This window comes from Flavobacterium longum, assembly GCF_965137575.1.
Taxonomy (GTDB): domain Bacteria; phylum Bacteroidota; class Bacteroidia; order Flavobacteriales; family Flavobacteriaceae; genus Flavobacterium; species Flavobacterium longum.
This window is the reverse complement of the sequence record NZ_CBCRZJ010000006.1, coordinates 163,407-183,632: the sequence shown is the minus strand read 5'-3', so window position 1 is coordinate 183,632 and position 20,226 is coordinate 163,407. Positions and strand designations below refer to the sequence as shown.

The window sequence follows — 20,226 nt, the reverse complement described above, 5'->3', positions numbered from 1 at the left end:
GGATCCACCTACACCATCACCGATCCGGCGGGCTTCGGGGATTATTCGGTGAGGGCGACCACGGCCCTGGGCTGCGTCTCGGTGTCTGACACCTTCACGGTGGTGCAGGCCGGCCCGGCCTCGATAGCGGCGGACACCAGCGGCTATACGGTGAGCAACGCCTTCGCCCAGGACCAGACGATCATCGTTACGGTGCAGGGCTACGGCACCTACCATTACCAGCTCGACGACGGCCCGATCCTGGACAACGGGGGCATCTTCACCGATGTGCCTCCGGGCATCCATACCGTGACGGTCTACGACATGGAGGGCGATGGCGCAGACCATTGCGACTCGATTACCATCGGCGGCATACAGACCATCGATTACCCGAGGTTCTTCACCCCGAACGGCGATGGCATCAATGATACGTGGAAAATAACTGGGTTGGATGATAGTGCAAAAATTTATATATTTGACCGCTATGGAAAACTAGTGAAACAGATTGCGCCAAACGGCTTAGGTTGGGATGGTACATTCAACGGACAACCGTTGCCATCTACTGATTACTGGTTCTCTGTAGAGTACAATGAATTGAATAGCACGTCCGTTATAACGAAAGAATTTAGAGCGCATTTCTCATTAAAAAGATAACCCCACATGAACCTTAGAAAGAGTTACCTATTATTGCTGTTACTCATCACCCAATTATCATTTTCGCAGGAAGGCGTTCCGGTTTATTCGGATTATTTAACTGACAACTATTACCTACTTCACCCGTCAATGGCTGGCGCTGCAAGTTGCGCGAAGTTGAGGTTGACCGCGAGGCAACAATGGTTTGGGCAAGAAGATGCGCCTGCGTTTCAAACATTGAGTTTTAATGGGCGTGTGTCAGATCGCGACGGTTTGGGCATCATCTTTCTCAATGACCGTAATGGATATCATTCGCAGAAAGGCGTGCAATTGTCATACGCGCACCACATTATGTTTTCACGGGATGCGATTGACCTTAATCAGTTGTCGTTTGGTATGAGCGCGGGTTTTGTTCAAAGTTTACTCGATGAAACTGAGTTTTTGAATTCAGGTGATTTCGACCCGAACGTTGACGGAACTATTGAGCAAAAGGCTTCTTACTTCAACTTAGACATTGGTGCGTCCTACAACTTTCTGGATTTTTACGCACACTTCACGGTGAAGAATGTATTGGCCAATAAGCGCAAGATATATTCTGAAATTGAGAGCGACAACCTTAGGAAGTTTCTCCTGAGTTTGGGATATACCTTTGGCGACAAAGAAAAGGTACTTTTGGAGCCATCAGTATTGTTACAACTCGTTAGCCAGACAAAAGAAAAGACTGTAGACATCAACCTCAAAGCCTATAAGGAATTGGAGTTCGGAACGCTCTGGGGCGGTTTGTCTTATCGCAGGAGTTTGGATGGTGCACAGTACGTCGATGGCAACAGCATATCCGACCAAAGGTTACAATATATTACCCCAATTGTGGGTGTTAACTATAAGAACTTTATGTTTGCTTACACTTATTCATCGTTGCTGGGCGATGTAAAGTTCGATAATGGTGGCTTTCACCAGATTACACTGGGGATCAACTTGTTCTGCCAGCCAGACAAGTACGAGTGTAACTGTCCTGCCATTAACTAATCAATGTAATCAATTCCAGTCCCGATACACATCGGGACTTCTTTTTTATGACGCTGATCAAATCTGTGAACGGTAAATCACCGACGATTCCCACCAGTTGCTATATCGCCGAGAATGCTACAATCGTAGGCGACGTAACCATGGGCGATTCTTGTAGTGTTTGGTTCAATGCGGTTTTGCGCGGTGACGTCCACTTTATAAAAATGGGCAACAAGGTCAATGTACAGGACGGCGCCATCATCCACTGCACCTATCAAAAGCACCCAACGACTATCGGCAATAACGTGTCGATAGGGCACAATGCCATAGTGCACGGTTGTACGATTCACGACAATGTATTGATTGGTATGGGCGCCATCGTAATGGACAACTGCGTCGTGGAAAGCAATTCTATCGTGGCAGCAGGAGCTGTACTGACACAAAATACACGCGTGGAATCCGGAAGTATTTATGCGGGTATTCCGGCCCGAAAAGTCAAGGATATTGACCAATCTGAATTTGCCGGGGAGATTGCAAGGATTTCCAACAATTACGTCATGTATTCTAGTTGGTTCAAGGAATAATCAGAAGTCTTTTTTGATTACTTGATACTCGTTATTGAGCAACGAGGAAAGCACTTTTTGGTCCGAATTGGTATAGAATACCGCGCTTCCTTTTCGGTTGGAAGCCAAGCCCACTTTTTCGCGTAGAATATGTTGTGTCTGCCGTGCGACGGCTTCACCTGAGTCGATGATCTTCACTTGCTCAGGGATGATTTTTTTTATTTTCGGAATCAAATATGGGTAGTGGCTGCAACCCAAAACCAAATAGTCAATGTTCGCGGCAATCATCGGGTTGAGATAACTCCGCAACAGCGTGTCCATTTCCGGAGCGTCCATTTGCCCGGATTCAATCAGTTCCACCAAGCCGTGGCCTACCTGTTCGACTATTTTCGTGTGTTGGTAGATTTCTACCGCTTTATTGAAGAGTTCGCTACTCAGCGTTCCCTTTGTGGCTAATATCCCGATGGTTTGGGTTGCCGAGTTGTTTGCAGCGGGCTTGATGGCCGGTTCAATCCCGATGAAGGGAACATCATACTTTGAGCGAAGTTCTTTTATGGCATTGGTCGTGGCCGTGTTGCATGCCACGACGATGATTTTGCAGCCCATATCCAAAAGGAACTCCGTGTTCTTCATGCTCAGTGCCACGATTTCTTCTTTGGGGCGCAAACCGTACGGTGCGTTTTTACTGTCGGCCAAATAAATCGTGTTTTCGTTGGGCATCAGGTTGTGGATTTCCCGCCAGATGGAGGTGCCGCCCACACCGGAATCAAATAAGCCTATCGGATTGTTGTTTGTCATCTCAAACAAAAGTAAAAAAAAACTGCCCTGAAATAGGGCAGTTCATGTTGGTTTTGTGTTTTTTAAAAACCGAGGTCTTTTTTCACGTCAACTGTGATGTTCGGTCCGTCGGCCAACAGCAATTGGTCCGCGTTAACCACGTATTGAAAGCCTTTCGCTTTTCCGACCTTCTGGATAGAAGCCCGGATTTTGTCATACAAAGGTTTGGTCAAATCCTGTTCTTTCTTCTGCAGTTCCTTTTGGGCGTTGTCCCTGAAGTCAACAATCCTCTTTTGCATATCTTGTACTTCTTTCGCGCGCTCTTCGTTCATTTTATCTGAAACGGTCGCTTGCTCTGCGTCATATTTTTTAACCCTGGCTTGGAATTCGTCCACCATCGTTTTATAATCGGCGTCATAAGTCGTGCTCAGTTTTTCGAGCTGTTTTTGCGCGTCGATCATAGCCGGCATCTTGCCCATTATTTCACTAATGTCTACGTGTGCAACTTTCGCTTGCGCCTGTGCGGCTTGGTTTACGCCAAAAAAGAGAACAGTAGCGATTAGTAAAGTCTTCAATTGTTTCATCGTGTAAAGTATTAATTAAGTATTTAGTATTATTATTTTCCGTTCGAAGGGCTGGCCGGGACAGAGTCATTGGTCTTACCGGATTGCTTGGCTTGTTTTGCCGCTTCGCGGTCCGCCAAAATTTTCGCCCGTCGTTCATCTTGCGCTTTCTTGCGGTCGGCCAATATTTTTGCGCGTTCCTCTTGTGCCGCTTTCTTTTTGTCTTCCGCGGTAGTTTTCGGTGCGTCGTCTGCAGGTTTGGCAGGGTTCGCTGTGTCGCCTTCTGTCTTCGGTGTATCCGTGTTTGTCGGCGGTGTTGTGCCGTTTTTCTTGGCTTCTTTTTCTGCTTTCAGTTGGGCGCGCTTGGCCTCCGCATCCTTTTTACGTTGCTCTGCGGCTGCTTGCCTTTCTGCTTGTAACTTTTCGCGGGCTGCTTTTTTCTCGTCGAGAATACGTTGCCTTTCTGCCATGGCGGGATTCTCGTCCTGCATGTCTTCCAGCGCTTCTTTTTTGGCTTCTTGTTCGAGTTGTTTTTTAGATTTTTGCTCTCGGTTGGCAGCGCGTGTCAATACGCGAAGCACTTGATCGCTGATGTCAAATCGTTTGGCCGCGAAAAGCATCGTCATGTCTGATGATTTGTCAAAGATGAAGTCAAACTTCTTGGCTTCGGCAATGTCTTGTGCAGCTGTAAAGACTTGATCTTGGATCGGCTTGATGAGCGTTGCTTTTTGCGTCATCAGATCGCCGGTTGGGCCAAAACGCTTTTGCTGGAGATCGAGCAATTCCGTTTCCTGGAATTTGATTTCCTCTTCGCGTTCTTCGATAAGTTCTTTGGTGAGCAACACCTTTTCGGTGTCTAATGCATCCTTGAGTTTCTGGACGTCATTCTTTTTAACTTCAATTTCCTGTTTCCATTTAGCGGCTTTCTGCTCCAATTGGTTATTTGCTTCGGCGTAATCAGGGACATTCTGGAGAATGTATTCCATGTCAATGTAGCCAATTTTAACGCCTCGCTGGGCGGAAGCTGTCGTAAAAGACACGACAAACAACAAGAAAAGAAGTCTCTTCATATTTTTTGCGCTAGAAAATATCATGCCATACATTTTAAAATTGTTGTCCGATGATGAAATGGGTTTCCCATCCGTTCGGCTTTGTCAAGCCAGGCAACGGACGAGGATCGAAACCGTATCCGAAATCGATACCGAGCAATCCGAACGCCGGCATAAACACCCGGAGCCCGAAACCGGCCGAGCGTTGTAACACGAAAGGATTGTATTCCTTAAACGAATCGTACGCTGCACCTGCTTCCAGAAACGTCAAGGCATAAATTGACGCCGCTGCTTTCAATGTCAACGGATAACGCAACTCCAGAGAGAATTTATTGTACACCGTAGCGCCATTTTGCGCGCCCTGGCTGTCGGTTGGGGTGAGCGATTGGTTCGGATAACCTCTCAGGCCGATGACTTCGCGGCCATCGAGTGAAAAGTTGGCCAATCCGTCGCCACCCAAGAAAAACCTTTCGAACGGAACCAGGCCGCGGTCTTGATTATACGCGCCCAAGAACCCGAATTCACCCAAAGAACGGAGCACTAATTTACCATAAATTTTGGTAAACCAATCAGCTTTGAATTTTATTTTATAATATTCCAGCCAGTTGAATTTTTTCTGGTCGATTTTGCTTTGGTCCGGAGCCGCATTCGTGGCATCTGATAAGTTGCCGTCTTCATCTATAAAGTCGCCTGGATTGACGAAGTTATCGTTGTCGTCAAAATAACCACTTCCTTTATTTTTCAGCTTGTATTCCGGAAGGTTTTCCAAGTTGGCATAATCAACGCCATTGATCAACGAATAGGGCGGCGTGAATTTGGCCGAAATGCTGAATTCAGAACCGTATGTCGGGAATATCGGGTTAACGCCTTTGTTGTTTCGGCTCAGGCCAATAGTGTACGCAAAGTTCCGCGAAGAACCGTCGCCAAAGGTGAACAATCCTGTGTTGTAATTGTTCAAATCATAGTACTGGAACGATAGAGAATTTGAAAACACGAATGAATCGTCGGGCACGGTTAGCCTTTTCGCCAAGCCAACCGAAAGCGTTAAAATGTTAAAACTCTTACTGCGGTCAACATCGTTTGTATTGAAATTGTTGAGGAATTGCTTGCTGTAAGAAAGCGATGTGCTGAACTGCACGGGCTTTTTACCGCCGAACCAAGGCTCGGAGAACTGCAGGCTGTACGTCTGGAAATACGAACTTCCTTGCAGGCGTAGTGCCACTTTTTGTCCGTCGCCCATTGGTAATGGCCTGTACGCGTCCTTGTTGAATAGGTTTCGCATCGAGAAGTTATTGAACGACAGGCCGAGCGTGCCAATAAACCCGCCGCCGCCATAACCGCCTTGCAATTCAATCTGGCTAGAACCTTTTTCTACAAGGTTGTATTCGATGTCAACCGTTCCGGCCGCGGCATCTACATTCTTGAACTTCGGATCGATGGCTTCAGGGTCGAAAAAGCCCATTTGTCCGATTTCGCGGATTGTCCGCACGACGTCTTCCTTGCTGTATTTCTGTCCGGGTTTCGTCCGCAATTCGCGATAAATGACACGGTCATGCGTTTTGTCGTTGCCTACAACGGTAATTTTATTGAAATAGGCGATTGGCCCTTCAATGACGCGGATTTCAAAATCGATAGTGTCGTTTTCGGTTTTCACTTCTACGGCATTGATGTTCGAGAAGAGATAGCCGTTGTTCTGATAAAGGTTGGTGAGGTCTTCAGCGTCGGGTTTTGTCTTGTCGGCGATGCGTTTCTGGAGTTCAACACCATTGTAAACGTCGCCTTTCTTGATGCCGAGCAGTCGTTGCAACGCCGCGTCCGGATACACTGTGTTTCCTAGGAATTTGATGTTCCCGAAATAATATTTACGGCCTTCTTCGACGTTGATCTTGATGGCGAGCATGTCTTTTTTCTTGTCGTACGCAACCGAGTCAGAGACGATTCGCGCATCGCGGTAGCCCTTCTCTTTGTATTTGTCGACAATTTTTACCAGGTCTTCCTTGTAGTTGTCGCGGATGAATTTCGATTTCTTGAACACCCGGATGACGTTGCGTTGCTTGGTGTTTTTCATGAAACTGCGCAACTTGGCGTCGGAGAATTTCTCATTGCCGGTGAAATCGATGCTGCTGATTTTCAGTTTTTTGCCGCGATCGATGCTGACGAGCATTTTGACGTTGTTGCCGGCTAAAGTATCGGGAAAAGTGGCAATGTTTACTTTCGTGTTGAAGTAACCGTCTTTTTTGTACTTGTTCTCGATGTAATTTTTGGTGGTCGTGATCAGGTTTTCGTTGACAACTTTGCCCTTGGTCAGGCTGTTGTCCTTGATGAGCTGTTCGGTCTTGCTTTCCTTGATGCCGACGATTTTGACTTCGCTGAGTTTGGGAAGTTCGTTGATGTTGAGTTCCAGCCAGATGCTGTCGTTGGATATGCGGTTGACGTAGAAGTCGATGTCGCTGAAAAGCCCCAGTTTGCCCAATTTCTTGATGGCGTTGCTGATTTCTTCACCCGGAACGGTAATGGTCTGGCCTTTTTCAAGACCTGCAAAAGTAACGACGGTTTGTTTATTGAAGCTGATTTTTCCGGTGACGTCAACGTCGGCGAGGATGTATTGCGTTCCTTGGTCAAAAGGAATCCGGTCTTGGGCATTTACTTTAAAAATACTCCCGAGAAACAAGATTCCCAGAAGTATTTTGGTGTATGAATTCAACACAAATAGTTTATTTAATTTGTTCACTGGTCTTTCCAAATCTACGTTCGCGTTTCTGATAATCGGCGATGGCTTTATAGAGGTCTTCTTCCCTGAAATCGGGCCACAAGATGTCAGTAAAATAAAGCTCGGCATAAGCAATCTGCCACAGCAGGAAATTGCTTACCCGATGCTCGCCACTGGTTCTGATCAACAGGTCTACGTCCGGTAAATTGTGCGTGTAAAGATGTTGATTAATAATCGATTCGCCAACATCGTCAATTGAAATTATATTATTTTTAACTTTATCAGCAATGGCGCGGATTGCCTGCAAAATTTCTTCTCTTGAACCATAACTTAACGCCAGGGTCAAGGTCATCCTGGTGTTCGATTTTGTCTTGTCGATGACCTCTTGCAACTGCGCTTGTGCAGTCTTGGGAAGCATCCCGATATTGCCGATGCAATTCAAACGGATATCGTTCTCCTGTAGCGTCTTGATTTCTTTCTTCAGCGAACTCACCAAAAGTTTCATCAGCGTTTTTACTTCCGGTTGCGGACGATTCCAGTTTTCAGTAGAAAATGCATAGAGCGTCAGGTTCGCGATGCCGAGTCTCGCACACGCTTCCACGGTTACCCGGACTGATTTTGCTCCGTTTTCATGTCCGAAGACGCGCAGCATGCCTTGCTTTTTCGCCCAACGGCCATTGCCGTCCATGATGATGGCGAGGTGTTGCGGCATGCGGTTTTTGTCGAGCGTATTTATCAATCCCATTTAATCAGCGCAATAACAAGGTTTTTCAGTGAAAGTATAGGTAAGCGTAAAGCCAGTAAATACATACCAGTCTTTACTGTTCAGGTTTCCTATCCGTGAAAATGAAAGGTTGTCGTTTTCAGGATTGGTGCCGTCCAAATTGTCGGTGAACGTGTAACGCGCACCTACTTCGAAGCCAAGAACCCAATGCGGAAAAATGTTCGTTTTAACCCCTACTATCATGGGAATGGCAACTTTTGAATCGGTATAATCTTTTACGGCAGAACGTTCGCTGCCATAATATTTCTCGTCGTAAATAAAGTAAGACAATCCCGTATATACATACGGCGTAAATTGCTTTTCCAATTCATGAAGGTTAAAGTCGAAAAAACTGAATTCCAGACCGGCCGAGAATTCTGTGACGGAGTTCTCAAAATCCAAATTTCGCTGAAACCTTCCCGGAACGTCCGATTCACCATCTCGGGCGGTAATTTTGGAATGAACCAAAGAGAAACGCCATGAGTGCCTCGGGCTTCTGTTCCATCTGTACATCGCGCCAAAGGCCAATTCGTTAGGCTTGATATAGTCTGTTGGGCCGATATCGCCAATGTAATTGCCGCCGCCCATGAAAATACCAAGCTCGTTAATCTGAGCTTTTACACCGCTCAGGGTCAGCAAAAAAAAGAGACAAAATATGTGTCTGCGCATCGGGTTCAAAATAGCGTGCAAATATAACAATTATGGCTAGGAATCAGCCACTATCGGCAATTAATATTCGCCTTTTGTTGGTTGCAGGATTAAACAGTAACGAAACGACAGATTGCCCGGTGTAGTATGTGTTGGGAAAAGTTTAATTGCGCTTGTCTTCGCCCCAGAGCAATTTGCCGCGCAGGGTTTTCAAGAAGGTTTGGTTCGGGATTTCCGCCATCTTGATCGTGAACGGCGCTTTTGAAATGGTCAACAAAGTTTCGTTTTTCGCCGACGCTGAGCGCGAGTCCAGCGACACCAGATATTGTTCTTCACGCCCGGTGACTTTCAGTTTGATTTCGGTCGAGTCTGGAATAACCAGCGGCCGCGCGTTCAGGTTGTGCGGCGCAATCGGTGTGATGACGAAACTGTTCACTTCCGGAGTCAATACCGGGCCGCCGCAGCTTAAGGAATAACCTGTTGAGCCAGTCGGTGTTGAAATGATCAAGCCGTCTGCCCAATAAGATGTTAGGTACTCGCCGTTCAGGCTGGTTTCAATCGTAATCATCGAAGTCGTGTCTTTTCGGCTCACCGAAATTTCATTCATCGCGAAATGGAGTTCGCCCACTTCGGGAAGGTTCACGTCGGTGGTCAATTGCAGCAACGTCCGTTCTGAAATCGTGTATTTTTTTTCGATGACCAATTGCAGGAATTCCTCGATGTTGTCTTTCTGTACACTCGCCAGAAAACCAAGCCGTCCGGCGTTGATGCCCAAGATGGGAATGCCCGAATCGCGAACCAATGCCGTCGCCCGCAAAATGGTGCCGTCCCCGCCAATGCTCAGCAGGATGTCAAAACTGGAGTCGAGTTCGGTGTGGCTTGAGAAGGTTTTGTAGTCCTTGGCCAGTAGCTTTTTTTCGTATAAAATCGCCAGAAAATTCGCCTCGATACACAAATCAACCTGGTTCGCATTTAGGAATTTGAAAATATCCTTAATGATTGGTTCAGTGCTGTTCTGATAGTATTGGCCGTAAATCGCGATTTTCATTACAGATTGAGGTATTTGTCGAGGTAATCAGACCGCTCTTTTAAGTTGTTGATATACGCATCTTCCTGGTGTTCTGAAATGATCTCGTAGTTGTAGCGCCTGAAGGTTTGGATGATTTCGTTCATCGCGCCCAAGGTAATCTTTACCGTAATTTGAACGGTGTCAGCAGTCGCGCCGGAGATGAACAAGCCTAAAATACGGCCGTTGTTGCTTTCCACAATCTGCGCGACCTGACTCATCGAATAATCCGCCAGCCCTTTCTCGACGATGATGACGCCGCCGGGTTCTTTCAAAAATGGCGTTTCATTGAACAGCGTGATGATGTCCTCGATTTCATAATAACCCACGTAAACATTGGCATCATCTAATACAGGCACCACATTCGTGCGGTTCTTTGCGAATATTTCCAGAACATCCATCCAGATCATGTCGGTACGCGCGAAAAAACCCTCCATCGCATACCGGTAATCGGCAATCGCTTTTTCACCGTCAAAGGTTTCAACGTCGTCCGCCGAAATCGAACCGATGTAGATGCTCTCGTCAACGATTGGGAAATGCGAAAAAGTCACTTCCTCGAAAAAATCCTGCACCGATGCAACGGTTTCTTGGCTGTCAATGGGTTTGTAATCGTTGTTTAAGTAGTCGGTAATCTCGGCCATAATGCAGGTTTTTGTGCCTGCAAATTAATTAAAAATTGGCATTAAACCCTTGCTATTATGCTTATTTTTGTGACGGATTTCACAAACCGACATGACAAAACTCAGCGTAAACATCAACAAAATCGCTACGTTGCGGAACGCCCGCGGCGGTAACGTGCCCAATCTTTTGCAGGTCGCGAGAGATGTTCAAAGATTTGGCGCCCACGGCATCACGATTCATCCGCGCCCGGACGAGCGGCACATCCGCTACCAAGACGCGCGCGATTTGCGCCCGGTGGTGTACACCGAGTTCAACATCGAAGGCAATCCGCAGCACAATTTCATCGATCTGGTGCTTGAATGCAAGCCCGAACAAGTCACGCTCGTGCCCGACGCCATTGGTGCCATCACGTCCAATGCGGGTTGGGATACCGTAACGCACAAAAATTACCTGATTGACGTCATCGCCGAATTTAAAAGGAACGGCGTCCGGACATCGATTTTCGTCGATCCGCGGCTTGATATGATAGAAGGCGCGAAAGCCACGGGCACAGACCGCGTCGAATTGTACACCGAATCTTTTGCGCACGAGTACGGCCTCGGAAATCACAAGGCCATTGAACCATACATCCAATCGGCGCAACTGGCCAACGAACTTGGACTCGGCATCAACGCCGGCCATGACTTAAGCCTGGACAATATCAAATTTTTCAAGGACAACATTCCGGGATTGCTCGAGGTTTCCATCGGGCACGCACTCATTTCCGAAGCATTGTATCTCGGTCTGGAGAACGTCGTTCAAATGTATTTGCAGAAATTAAAATAAGAATTTGGGCGTTGCCTGCGGCCGGGCTGTACGCGCTCGCTTTTGGGAAACCCATAAGGTTTGTAACCCGAGGCAAAGCCGAACTGCAGCGCTGCGCAATAAAAACTTTTGGGTTTCCCAAAGAGCTCAAACAACGCTTCCATCCCTAACGCACAAACCATGATGTTGCATTCAAAAATCGAAGGTACCGGAACACCGCTCTTGATCATTCACGGATTCTTGGGCATGTCAGACAACTGGAAAACCTTGGCTACGCAATACGCCGCCGAAGGTTTTCAAGTCTATGCGCTCGATCTGCGCAACCACGGCCGCAGCTTCCATTCTGAAGAATTTACGTATGAAGCCATGGCCAAAGACATTCTGGACTATTGCGACGCGCACGGTCTGGCTACGGTGGACATCATTGGTCATTCCATGGGCGGGAAGGTAGCCATGTTGTTTGCCGTAACGCATCCTGAAAAAGTCGGGAAACTCATCGTTGCAGACATCGCCCCAAAATATTACGCGCCACATCATGACGAAATCCTCGATGCGTTGAATGCGGTCGATTTTTCCCGAAAACCTTCCCGTGCCGATGTCGAGGAAATCCTCAAACCCGGTATTCCAGATTTCGGTACGCGGCAATTCCTGATGAAAAACCTCTATTGGAAAACGCCCGAGCAGTTGGCTTTCCGCTTCAATCTGGATGTGTTTTCCCGAAACCGTGACATCGTTGGCGAACAGCTGCCCGAGTATTCGGTTTTCGAAAAGCCGGTGTTGTTTATACGCGGTGCGAATTCCCGTTACATCAAGGACGAAGATATGGACTTGATCAAGGCACACTTCCCGAACACGCAACTGCAAACGGTTGCCAACGCCGGACATTGGTTGCACGCTGAGAACCCGCAGGTGTTTTTTGAGAAAACCGTATCTTTCTTAAAATAAAGCACAAAAAAACCCTTCCAATCGGAAGGGTTTCTTATATCTAAAAGAACAAATTAGTTCTTCATGATTTTGATGGTTTGCTTCGCGCCGTTGTCAGCAGTAGCGGTCAAGATGTAAGCGCCAGCGTTTAACGAAGTCAAATCAAGGTTTACTTCGTTCAATGCGCTGAATTTACCATTGTAAACTTGCTTGCCCAACAAATCGAACACAACCACGTCAGTGATGTTTGCGTTTTCGTTAGCCACATTCAAGATGCCGTTGGTTGGGTTTGGTGTAGCCGTAAATTGTTGACGGTTGGCCACCGTAGGGATGCCCAAAGAAGCGCCAGTGTACTTGTAAATGCCGCCAGTAGTCGCATCTTCATTGAAGCCGCCAGCCCAGCCAGTTGAACCGTCCAGGAATGAAATAGACGTCTTCTGCAAATCGTCTGCTTCGATTTCAATCCAACTAGCGCCCAAATCCGTGCTATAAGCTGAAGTATACGCCGCGCCGTTGTTGCCGGTAGCCACCAACATTGTAGTGCCAGGAATGAACTCCATGTTTTGGTATGCCGCAGTGTATGGCGTTGCTGCACTCCATGTTGCGCCACCGTCTGTGGTGGTGTAACGTGAATACGATGTGCCGCTGTTTGCTGTTGCAATCAAAACACCTGTTGCACCTGCCAATGTTCCATTCAAATTGGTAAAATGAACACGTCCGTTTGAGGTCGCGCCGCCGAAATCGGCGATTGGCGTATTCAATCTCTCCCAGCCAGTCGGGCTATTCATCGTGTTCTTAGTAGTACGATACAATTTACCGTTGTTCGTTACGAACCAGAACAGTTCGCCGTCGCCTGTGTTGCCTCCGTTGTAACCGTACTCCGCAGAATTGGTGGCGTTTGGCAAGTTGGCTGCAGGGATGCGTGCCCAAGTGGCGCCGCCATCTGTAGTTGTGTAAATTTCATAGTCGTAGATCAGGCCAACGTTAGTCGGGTCGCCCTGAACCAAACCGTTGTTTGCGTCAAAGAAATGAACTACGTTTTGGAATGAAGCAGCATAGCCAAAAGCTGGTGTGGCTTGCCCGATAGGTGTTGGGTCGATGAAATCCCAAACGGTACCGCCATCAGCAGTTTTGAACAATGAACCACCGCCTACATCACCATTGATGGATGATACATATGCAGTATTTTCGTCAATCGCTTGAAGGTTATTGATTGCCAAGTCCGGATCGCCGCCCAAATCAACGAAACCAGCTACCCAGTTTTCACCGCCGTCGGTTGTTTTAGTGAACTCTTGAACATTGTTTGCGGTGTCAACGCCATCATAAGCGACGCACCATACAACATTTGCGTTTACAATACGGATTTCATTAATGCCACGGCTGGCAGCATTAAAGCCTGTAGCCTGCTCAGTCCATTGTGCTGAAGCTACTCCTGCCGACAACATTAAAGCAGATAGTAATAGTTTTNTCATANTGTTTTTTAAGTTTAAATTAATTAATCCAAGTTCCAAAAATAAGAATTAAATCCGAATAATCTATAGTCGCAAAAAAATAATGACGGTAAGCCATTGAAAATTAACAGTCGGTCTTTTCGCGGGATTTTTTGTTACCTTTATGTCGTTTAATTTTCAGAAAAATGAATCTACTCTTAAGAATATTGGTTACGGCCGTATTGGTTACGGTCATCTCACATTTCCTTCCAGGCGTTGCCGTTGACAGCTTTTTGACTTCGGTCATCGTGGCGGTGGTTTTAGGATTGCTCAATGTTTTTATCAAACCGATTATCGTCTTGTTTACGCTGCCGGTCACGATCGTCACGCTCGGGCTCTTCCTGTTGGTAATCAATTCCTTGATGATTTTACTTTGCTCGGAAATCGTGGGCGGTTTCCATGTAAAGACATTTTGGGCTGCGCTGCTATTCAGCGTGATCCTTTCGCTGACCCAATCTATTATTTACAAGCTCGGCGGCGAAGAAAAATAATCCTGCAAACCGTTTGCTAAAAACTTGTCAGGCTGGCAAAAAAGCTATAATTTTGCCAGCCAATTTTATGCATCAACAAATGGAGATTACCAAAAAGAATATCGACGACTTGAACGCTGTCGTTACCTTGAAAATTACGAAAGACGACTACGCCGGAAACGTAGAGAAAACGCTTGACAACTACCGCAAAAGCGCCAACATTCCCGGATTCAGGAAAGGCGCGGTACCGATGAGCCTCGTAAAAAAGCAGTACGGAAAAGCCGTGTTGCTGGAAGAAGTCAATAAATTGATCCAGGAAAAACTGAATGGTTTTCTGCAAGAAGAAAAAATAGATCTTTTGGGCAATCCGTTGCCGAAAGCCGATTTGGACATTGATTGGGATGCCGACGATTTCCAATTTGAATTCGAGTTGGGCTTGGCGCCGACGTTCGATGTTGACCTTTCCGCTAAAAACAGCATTACACAATATAAAATTGTCGCCGACGAGAAAATGATCGACGATCAAGTGCGTCGCATCCGCAAACAGTTCGGGAAACTCATCTCGCAAAATGAAATCACCGAAGACGCTGATGTAACCGGTGTTTTCCTCAACGAGGACAAAGGCATCGAAAACCGCACGACGATTTCACTTGACATTTTCAAAGACAAGAAAACAAGTAAGAGTTTTATCGGGAAAAAGGTAGGCGATATTGTGTCGCTCCAAACCAAAGGGCTTTTTGACGATGACCATAAATTGATGGATTATCTGAAAGTGTCGCACGACGATGTGCACGGCCTTGATGTGACCGTCGATTTCAAGATCGAAGAAATCACCACCAGCGAGCTGGCCGAGTTGAACCAAGATTTGTTCGACAAGCTCTTCGGTCCGGGCGTCATCAGTTCCGAAAAAGAACTCAAAGCCAAGATAAAGGAAGACGCCGAGAAGCAATTTGCCACGTCGTCAGACCAGAAATTCCTGAATGACGTTACGGACTTCTTGTTGAAAAACACCAAATTCGACTTGCCGTCAGCCTTCCTGAAAAAATGGATCCAGACCGCAGGCGAAAACCCGATGACGCCGGAAGAAGCCGAAGCGGAATACAACAAATCAGAAAGTGGATTGCGCTACCAATTGATCGAGGGCAAAATCATGACCGACAACAACCTCCAACTGACATTCGATGAACTTAAGGCTTACACGTCCAACATCATCAAACGTCAGATGGCACAATTCGGCCAGATGAATCCAACCGATCAGGACGTAGAAGGCATCGTTGCCCGTGTATTGTCTAACCAAGACGAAGCCAAGCGTTTGTCTGAGCAGGTCATGAGCGAAAAAATGCTCAACCTTTTCAAGGAAAAAGTAAAAGCCAAGACCAAAGAGGTTCAGTACGAGGCGTTTGTTAAAGAACTCTACGGCGAGTGATTCAATTAAAATAATTGTATCTTTATCCGGCCTTTTATCGGCAAAAAACAACGTTTAATCGGATAACGACTTACTTAATTATATGAACTACGGTAAAGAATTCAGGAAATTTGCGGTAAAACATCACGGTGTCAACAGCTTGTATTTCGACAAGATCACGGCGGCCATGACACCTACGAACATGACGCCTTACATCATTGAGGAGCGTCAACTCAACGTGTCGCAGCTGGACGTTTTTTCGCGTCTGATGATGGACCGCATCATTTTCCTCGGCACCGGTATTGACGACCAGATCGCCAATATCGTTCAGGCGCAGTTGCTGTTCCTTGAAAGTGCTGATTCCTCTAAAGACATCCAGATTTACATCAATTCTCCGGGTGGAAGCGTTTACGCAGGCCTCGGGATTTACGATACCATGCAATTCATCAAACCCGATGTAGCCACCATTTGTACAGGAATGGCTGCCTCAATGGGTGCGGTGTTGCTGTGTGCCGGTGCAGCCGGAAAACGTTCGGCGCTGCCACATTCACGGGTAATGATCCACCAGCCGTCGGGCGGTGCGCAAGGCGTAGCCACAGACATGGAAATCAACCTGCGTGAGATGTTGAAGCTTAAAGAAGAACTTTACAAAATCATTGCGCACCATTCCGGCCAGTCTTACGATCGCGTCCACCAAGACAGCGAACGCGATTACTGGATGAAGGCCGACGAAGCCAAAGAGTACGGAATGATCGACGAGGTTTTAAGACGAAGCTAATCGCAACCTACAAAAATGGCTAAAGAAGTATTAGAATGCTCGTTCTGCGGCAGAAAGAAACCGGAAACCAATCTTTTAATTGCCGGAATCAATGCCCACATTTGTGACCGCTGTATCGAACAGGCGCATGGCATCGTGCTCGAGGAGCTGAAATCCCACGGGAATTCAAAAGTCATCGCCGACCTCATTCTCAAAAAACCAAAAGAAATCCGCGCATTCCTTGACCAGTATGTCATTGGGCAAGACCAGACCAAAAAGGTCATGTCTGTCGCGGTGTACAACCATTACAAGAGATTGATGCAGCAGCAATTCGAAGACGATATTGAAATCGAAAAGAGCAACATCATCATGGTCGGGCAAACCGGAACCGGCAAAACGCTCGTGGCCAAAACCATCGCAAAAATGCTCGACGTGCCATTGGCGATTGTCGACGCGACCGTACTCACAGAAGCCGGTTATGTAGGCGAAGATGTAGAAAGCATCCTGACGCGTCTGCTCCAAGCCGCCGACTATGACGTGCACAAAGCCGAACGCGGCATCGTCTTCATCGACGAAATCGACAAGATTGCCCGCAAGAGCGATAACCCGTCCATCACGCGTGACGTATCGGGCGAAGGCGTGCAACAAGCGCTGTTGAAATTGCTCGAAGGAACCGTGGTGAACGTTCCGCCGAAAGGAGGCCGCAAACACCCGGACCAAAAATTCGTCGAGGTCAATACACAAAACATCCTGTTCATTGCAGGCGGCGCTTTTGACGGCATCGAGCGCGTCATCTCCAAGCGGCTTAACCGCCAGGCCGTAGGTTACGCGACCGCGAAAACCACGGACAGCATAGACAAGGACAATCTTTTACAGTACATCATCCCGAAAGACATCCGTGAATTTGGGTTGATTCCGGAAATCATTGGCCGTCTGCCGGTCGTGACGCACATGGATCCGCTGGACCGCGAAACCTTGCGTGCCATCTTGACCGAACCGAAGAACGCACTCGTAAAACAATACACGAAGTTGTTCGCCATGGACGATGTGGATTTCAGCATCGGCGAAGAAGCGCTGGACTTTATCGTAGACAAGGCGCTCGAATACAAACTCGGTGCGCGCGGTTTGCGTTCCCTTTGTGAAGCGATTTTGACCGATGCCATGTATGATCTCCCGGGCACCGACGACAAGACTTTGCACATCGATAAAGGTTATGCCGAAGACAGGCTCAACAAGAACTTACTGCAACGTTTAAAAGCAGTATCATAAAAAGAAAAATCCCGTCGCAAAACGGGATTTTTTTTATGGGTTATTTCAGGCCGCCGCCGCTTTGGTTTGTCTTCTCGATGTTGATGTTCGTGTCGTCCTTTTGCAAAGACAAGTTCCCGAAATTGTACGTCAGTGAAATCCTAAACGTGCGCGAATCCATCTTTTCGTGGAAATTCGTGTTGAGGTTTCGGCCCGCAATCAACGCATTTACTTGGTACGTATTGAACACATCAAAACAATGCAGCCCGATATTTAGTTTTTTGTTCAGGAAAGACCGCGTAAAAGAAATGTCAAAAGACTGGAACGGCTTGTCGATGCGGTAGATTTCCCAACTGCCTTTCGTAAGGATGTTGTAAGACATGGTGTTGGTGATTTCCCACGGCAGGATAATTTGCGCCTGGGCCGAATAATTCATGATGCTCTCGTGCGGGAACTCGAAAGGAAAGCCTTCCACTTCTGTCTTGATGTACGCGACATTCAGGTAAATGTAGTTCATCGTCTCGATGGCATTCATGCGCTTTTGAAATTCTTCCTTGCTTTTCAGAAAATAATCCAGCGGGATCGGGAACGACACATATCCGGTAAGCGTTTTCATCTTGTCGAACGACGCGAACGTTTGGTTGCTGACCAGTTCATTGTCGTCGGCGGAAAATACGAATTGGTTTTTGTCTTTTGACACGACATAATTCACGCCAGCCTGTACGTATTGGAACGCCGTCAGTTTCAACTCGTAGATGTCAAAGAACACCGGTCGCAATTCGAGGTTGCCTTCCGAGGTGTTGTATTGATTGAAGAACGTGCTGGTATTCGGGTCTATGGTGAAGTAACCCGGTTGCGCGATCTTTTTGGTGTAGGTCGCATTGAGATTGATGTTGTTGTTGAATTCATACAAAATCCCCGCAGTAGGGAAGAAGTTGGTCGTGTTGAATTCCAGTTCGTCGGCTACCGTGCTGGCGTCGCGCTTGACGCGGAAATCCTCAAAACGTACACCTGCCGAGAAATTGAACTTTTTGTATTTCTTGCGCGCTTCCACGTAAAAGGCGAGGTTGTTCTCCAGATAATCGAAGTCTATGGCCGAGCCGTACACGTCAGAGTCAAAAATCGCATCGCTAGCGCTGTTGAAATTGTATCGCCCAAAATCCGTGACTTTCGTGACATTGAATTTGCCACCGGTATTCAGCGACAATTCCAATTTCTCGAACGGAAATGCAAAGTCATATTTTACATAGTAGTTGGCCAGCCTGAAATCCGCGTCGGAGTTGTTGTAGGTGGCCGCGGTGTTTTCGAATGCCCGCGATTGTGTCATCGGGTTTCGGCCAAAAAGGTTGGTGTACAGCGTGACGTCAAAAGTGCGGCCCAACGTGTCGAGTTTGGTCTTGTATTGCAAACTGAATTCATGCACGTAGCTCTTGTCTTTCGAGATGCCATCGGTACGGAAGTCGATGCCAGTCCCGACGGTCGTGCCATCGTTCACCTGATGGTCGTTGCCCAAGTTCAGGTTGTAGTTGAACAACAGGTTCGATTTTTCGGTCAGCCGGTAGTTCGTGCCTGTCCTAAAATAGAAATTGCGGTTGGTCGTTTCCGAAAAACTCTGCTGACGCAAGATTTCGTTAGGCTCGAACGAGGTAAATTCCTGGATGTTGTCGCGTCGCATTTCGCCATCGATATAATTGTACCCGATCATGGTTTGCCAGCTCAAGCGGTCTTTCTTGCCGTTGAGCAAAATCTGCGGACTGGGTTTCTGGTATTTGTTGAAATTATAATTGATGTTGAAACTCGCATTCATGCCTTTCATCTTGCGCATCGTCGTAACGATGTTGATGATCGAGCCGTTGGTGTTGGCATCGTACGCCGCGCCCGGATTGTAGATCAACTCGACTTTCTCGATGGATTTGGCCGGAAGCCCGGCAAGATAATTCTGCAAATCGGTTCCCGACAGCGAACTTGGCGCCCCGTCGATGTAAATCGTGACGCCTTTTCCGTTTAGCGTCAGTCCACCAACAGGCGAAGCAATCACACCCGGTAATTTCTTGACCGCTTCGAGTGCGTTGCCGCTGTTGAGCATGCCGTTTTCCTTGACGTTGACCGTGGTTTTGTCCGCATCGACCTTTATGTATTGCCGTTTGTTCCCGAAAATCGTTACCTCATTTAAATTGGTAGTGGAAGGTTTCAGTGTCACCGGCGGTAAGGTGAATGTGGCCGTTGTGCTGCCATCGATCGAGAAAGGGATTTGTTCCGGAGCAAAACCCAACGCCGATACGGTCAAGACATAATTTCCGGCAGATAACGCCGCCGAAATGGTCGTTTTGCAACCTTCGCCGCGGTAGTCGCCGATGGCTCTTGCAGATTGTCCGTCGATGCGGTCCAGGTGGTAGAATCGTTCGGCTTGGTCATTGTCGCAACTGACCGTTTGCATCGGGGCAGAAACTTCAAGGGAAACTGGGTTTTCTTGCGCAAAGGCAAGTCCGCCGGTCAGGAAGACCAGCAGGGTAAGGATTGATTTCATGATGATTGATGATGATTGATGATTTCCCTTAGTCTAAGAAGGCGTTGTGCTGTTACAAAATTGCCATAAAAAAATCCGAAAAGTTTCGGATTCTAGGCAACGGCCTTTTGCTGGTTGGTCTTGGGTTGCTGTTCAACATAGCGCTTTTTACAACTCCAACCCTGACAGGCGCACGAAGCGAACACCGTCGAGGCCAGCGCAATCAATAATATTTTCTTCATTTT

The 20,226-nt window shown here is 47.2% G+C and carries 20 protein-coding genes; 9 read left to right on the top strand and 11 right to left on the bottom strand.

Translation table 11 applies throughout. The features are described 5' to 3' along the window. From ACM9J1_RS11945 to ACM9J1_RS11935, 3 genes are all read left to right on the top strand, one after another. Positions 1-633 (top strand): T9SS type B sorting domain-containing protein (locus tag ACM9J1_RS11945; protein ID WP_415582278.1); only part of this gene is annotated, 633 nt, incomplete at its 5' end. A 6-nt stretch (positions 634-639) separates the two neighbouring features. Next, a complete protein-coding gene (locus tag ACM9J1_RS11940; protein ID WP_415582277.1) occupies positions 640-1,638 on the top strand; it encodes a PorP/SprF family type IX secretion system membrane protein in 999 nt (332 codons plus the stop codon). A gap of 47 nt (positions 1,639-1,685) precedes the next feature. After that, positions 1,686-2,201 carry a gamma carbonic anhydrase family protein gene (locus ACM9J1_RS11935; RefSeq protein WP_415582276.1) on the top strand — a complete coding sequence of 172 codons (516 nt, stop codon included), beginning with the start codon at positions 1,686-1,688 and terminating at the stop codon, positions 2,199-2,201. Here ACM9J1_RS11935 and murI read toward each other — a convergent pair whose 3' ends face one another. The 8 genes from murI to ACM9J1_RS11895 all read right to left on the bottom strand — a co-directional run bounded on the left by murI (position 2,202) and on the right by ACM9J1_RS11895 (position 10,397). Continuing rightward, positions 2,202-2,978 (bottom strand): glutamate racemase, encoded by a 777-nt coding sequence (gene murI, locus ACM9J1_RS11930; RefSeq protein ID WP_415582275.1) that lies wholly within the window; start codon positions 2,976-2,978, stop codon positions 2,202-2,204. A 62-nt stretch (positions 2,979-3,040) separates the two neighbouring features. After that, positions 3,041-3,541: an OmpH/Skp family outer membrane protein gene (locus tag ACM9J1_RS11925; protein ID WP_415582274.1), complete on the bottom strand. Its 501-nt coding sequence runs from the start codon at positions 3,539-3,541 to the stop codon at positions 3,041-3,043. Between the two features lie 32 nt (positions 3,542-3,573). Next, positions 3,574-4,590 carry an OmpH/Skp family outer membrane protein gene (locus ACM9J1_RS11920; protein ID WP_415582273.1) on the bottom strand — a complete coding sequence of 339 codons (1,017 nt, stop codon included), beginning with the start codon at positions 4,588-4,590 and terminating at the stop codon, positions 3,574-3,576. A 34-nt stretch (positions 4,591-4,624) separates the two neighbouring features. Next, a complete protein-coding gene (bamA, locus tag ACM9J1_RS11915; protein WP_415582272.1) occupies positions 4,625-7,312 on the bottom strand; it encodes an outer membrane protein assembly factor BamA in 2,688 nt (895 codons plus the stop codon). Beyond that, complete coding sequence (locus ACM9J1_RS11910; protein ID WP_415582271.1) at positions 7,284-8,024, bottom strand: isoprenyl transferase; 741 nt, start codon at positions 8,022-8,024, stop codon at positions 7,284-7,286. The genes bamA and ACM9J1_RS11910 overlap by 29 nt, the downstream gene beginning before the upstream one ends. Then, positions 8,025-8,711, bottom strand: coding sequence for a type IX secretion system protein PorG (porG, locus tag ACM9J1_RS11905; RefSeq protein ID WP_415582270.1), 687 nt, complete (start codon positions 8,709-8,711; stop codon positions 8,025-8,027). 142 nt (positions 8,712-8,853) lie between these two features. Further along, positions 8,854-9,738: an NAD kinase gene (locus tag ACM9J1_RS11900; protein WP_415582269.1), complete on the bottom strand. Its 885-nt coding sequence runs from the start codon at positions 9,736-9,738 to the stop codon at positions 8,854-8,856. After that, on the bottom strand, positions 9,738-10,397 hold the full coding sequence (locus tag ACM9J1_RS11895) for a CBS domain-containing protein (protein ID WP_415582268.1): 660 nt from the start codon (positions 10,395-10,397) through the stop codon (positions 9,738-9,740). The genes ACM9J1_RS11900 and ACM9J1_RS11895 overlap by 1 nt, the downstream gene beginning before the upstream one ends. 91 nt (positions 10,398-10,488) lie before the next feature. Between ACM9J1_RS11895 and ACM9J1_RS11890 the strand changes: the two genes are divergently transcribed. Then, positions 10,489-11,202, top strand: a complete 714-nt coding sequence (locus ACM9J1_RS11890) for a pyridoxine 5'-phosphate synthase (RefSeq protein ID WP_415582267.1) — start codon at positions 10,489-10,491, stop codon at positions 11,200-11,202. A gap of 162 nt (positions 11,203-11,364) precedes the next feature. Then, positions 11,365-12,126, top strand: a complete 762-nt coding sequence (locus tag ACM9J1_RS11885; protein WP_415582283.1) for an alpha/beta fold hydrolase — start codon at positions 11,365-11,367, stop codon at positions 12,124-12,126. Positions 12,127-12,179: 53 nt separating this feature from the next. Here the strand turns inward: ACM9J1_RS11885 and ACM9J1_RS11880 are convergent, their stop codons facing one another. Continuing rightward, positions 12,180-12,641, bottom strand: coding sequence for a T9SS type A sorting domain-containing protein (locus ACM9J1_RS11880; RefSeq protein ID WP_415582282.1), 462 nt, complete (start codon positions 12,639-12,641; stop codon positions 12,180-12,182). A 1,100-nt stretch (positions 12,642-13,741) separates the two neighbouring features. Between ACM9J1_RS11880 and ACM9J1_RS11875 the strand changes: the two genes are divergently transcribed. From ACM9J1_RS11875 to clpX, 4 genes are all read left to right on the top strand, one after another. Next, entirely contained in the window at positions 13,742-14,086 is a 345-nt protein-coding gene (locus ACM9J1_RS11875; protein ID WP_415582266.1) for a phage holin family protein, read from the top strand. 79 nt (positions 14,087-14,165) lie between these two features. Then, positions 14,166-15,491: a trigger factor gene (gene tig / locus ACM9J1_RS11870; protein WP_415582265.1), complete on the top strand. Its 1,326-nt coding sequence runs from the start codon at positions 14,166-14,168 to the stop codon at positions 15,489-15,491. A gap of 82 nt (positions 15,492-15,573) precedes the next feature. Then, positions 15,574-16,248, top strand: a complete 675-nt coding sequence (gene clpP, locus ACM9J1_RS11865) for an ATP-dependent Clp endopeptidase proteolytic subunit ClpP (protein WP_415582264.1) — start codon at positions 15,574-15,576, stop codon at positions 16,246-16,248. A 15-nt stretch (positions 16,249-16,263) separates the two neighbouring features. Continuing rightward, positions 16,264-17,496, top strand: coding sequence for an ATP-dependent Clp protease ATP-binding subunit ClpX (gene clpX, locus ACM9J1_RS11860; protein ID WP_415582263.1), 1,233 nt, complete (start codon positions 16,264-16,266; stop codon positions 17,494-17,496). A gap of 40 nt (positions 17,497-17,536) precedes the next feature. Here clpX and ACM9J1_RS11855 read toward each other — a convergent pair whose 3' ends face one another. Beyond that, a complete protein-coding gene (locus ACM9J1_RS11855; protein WP_415582262.1) occupies positions 17,537-20,002 on the bottom strand; it encodes a TonB-dependent receptor domain-containing protein in 2,466 nt (821 codons plus the stop codon). A 92-nt stretch (positions 20,003-20,094) separates the two neighbouring features. Next, positions 20,095-20,223 (bottom strand): hypothetical protein, encoded by a 129-nt coding sequence (locus ACM9J1_RS11850; protein ID WP_415582261.1) that lies wholly within the window; start codon positions 20,221-20,223, stop codon positions 20,095-20,097. Positions 20,224-20,226: the final 3 nt, after the last annotated feature.

Bases quoted from the DNA above. Each gene is read 5' to 3' on its own strand.
- ACM9J1_RS11940 (WP_415582277.1), top strand. From the start codon at position 640: ATGAACCTTAGAAAGAGTTACCTATTATTGCTGTTACTCATCACCCAA.
- ACM9J1_RS11935 (WP_415582276.1), top strand. From the start codon at position 1,686: ATGACGCTGATCAAATCTGTGAACGGTAAATCACCGACGATTCCCACC.
- murI (WP_415582275.1), bottom strand. From the start codon at position 2,978: ATGACAAACAACAATCCGATAGGCTTATTTGATTCCGGTGTGGGCGGC.
- ACM9J1_RS11925 (WP_415582274.1), bottom strand. From the start codon at position 3,541: ATGAAACAATTGAAGACTTTACTAATCGCTACTGTTCTCTTTTTTGGC.
- ACM9J1_RS11920 (WP_415582273.1), bottom strand. From the start codon at position 4,590: ATGAAGAGACTTCTTTTCTTGTTGTTTGTCGTGTCTTTTACGACAGCT.
- ACM9J1_RS11910 (WP_415582271.1), bottom strand. From the start codon at position 8,024: ATGGGATTGATAAATACGCTCGACAAAAACCGCATGCCGCAACACCTC.
- porG (WP_415582270.1), bottom strand. From the start codon at position 8,711: ATGCGCAGACACATATTTTGTCTCTTTTTTTTGCTGACCCTGAGCGGT.
- ACM9J1_RS11900 (WP_415582269.1), bottom strand. From the start codon at position 9,738: ATGAAAATCGCGATTTACGGCCAATACTATCAGAACAGCACTGAACCA.
- ACM9J1_RS11895 (WP_415582268.1), bottom strand. From the start codon at position 10,397: ATGGCCGAGATTACCGACTACTTAAACAACGATTACAAACCCATTGAC.
- ACM9J1_RS11890 (WP_415582267.1), top strand. From the start codon at position 10,489: ATGACAAAACTCAGCGTAAACATCAACAAAATCGCTACGTTGCGGAAC.
- ACM9J1_RS11885 (WP_415582283.1), top strand. From the start codon at position 11,365: ATGTTGCATTCAAAAATCGAAGGTACCGGAACACCGCTCTTGATCATT.
- ACM9J1_RS11880 (WP_415582282.1), bottom strand. From the start codon at position 12,641: ATGTTGGTGGCTACCGGCAACAACGGCGCGGCGTATACTTCAGCTTAT.
- ACM9J1_RS11875 (WP_415582266.1), top strand. From the start codon at position 13,742: ATGAATCTACTCTTAAGAATATTGGTTACGGCCGTATTGGTTACGGTC.
- tig (WP_415582265.1), top strand. From the start codon at position 14,166: ATGGAGATTACCAAAAAGAATATCGACGACTTGAACGCTGTCGTTACC.
- clpP (WP_415582264.1), top strand. From the start codon at position 15,574: ATGAACTACGGTAAAGAATTCAGGAAATTTGCGGTAAAACATCACGGT.
- clpX (WP_415582263.1), top strand. From the start codon at position 16,264: ATGGCTAAAGAAGTATTAGAATGCTCGTTCTGCGGCAGAAAGAAACCG.
- ACM9J1_RS11855 (WP_415582262.1), bottom strand. From the start codon at position 20,002: ATGAAATCAATCCTTACCCTGCTGGTCTTCCTGACCGGCGGACTTGCC.
- ACM9J1_RS11850 (WP_415582261.1), bottom strand. From the start codon at position 20,223: ATGAAGAAAATATTATTGATTGCGCTGGCCTCGACGGTGTTCGCTTCG.